This window comes from Elioraea sp. Yellowstone, assembly GCF_006704265.1.
GTDB lineage: Bacteria > Pseudomonadota > Alphaproteobacteria > Acetobacterales > Acetobacteraceae > Elioraea.
Genome location: NZ_VIKA01000332.1, coordinates 1 through 556, shown reverse-complemented (window position 1 = coordinate 556; position 556 = coordinate 1). Strand labels below are relative to the sequence as shown.

General features: G+C 78.2%; 2 protein-coding genes. One reads left to right on the top strand and one right to left on the bottom strand.

From position 1 onward, the window contains the following. Positions 1–390 (top strand): hypothetical protein (locus FK498_RS18990; protein ID WP_237561029.1); only part of this gene is annotated, 390 nt, incomplete at its 5' end. A 3-nt stretch (positions 391–393) separates the two neighbouring features. Here the strand turns inward: FK498_RS18990 and FK498_RS20255 are convergent. Beyond that, entirely contained in the window at positions 394–549 is a 156-nt protein-coding gene (locus FK498_RS20255) for a peptidoglycan-binding protein (RefSeq protein WP_370510923.1), read from the bottom strand. Between the last annotated feature and the right edge of the window lie 7 nt (positions 550–556).

Genomic DNA, 556 nt, shown 5'->3' with positions numbered 1-556 from the left:
ACCGGGCGCGGTGTGACGGCCGCAAGCTACGGCGCGCTCGCGAGCGCGCTCGGCTCGCTGAACGCCGCGCACGCCTCGCCGGTCGCGCGCGCCAATGCCGCGCCCACCTCGCAGGTGGGGCTGATCGCCGCCTACGAGCAGGCGATGCTCGCCGCGCTCGCGATGCCCGCGACCACGCCGGAGGAGATCGCGGCGAAGGAGGCCGCGATCGCCGCCGCGCGCTCGGCCGAGCTTGCCGCGGCCGCGAACAAGTCGCTGAGCCCGGCGGTGGTGGCGCAGGTCGATTCGCTGCTCGGCCTGCCGCCGACCGACCCGACCCTCGGCGTCACCGACCCGGCAGTGAGCCCCGACGATCCGCCCTCGGACGAGCCGACGAGCAGCCCCGGCTGAGGATCAGCGCGCCCGCGCGCGCAGCCGCCCGATCATCGCCGGCCCGTAGGGCGCGGCGCCGGCGATCCCCTCGGCGCGGGCGAAGGCGGCGAGCGCTGCCCGGGTGCGCGGCCCGTCGTAGCCGTCCACGGGGCCGGGATCGAAGCCCGCTGCCGCCAGCGCGGAC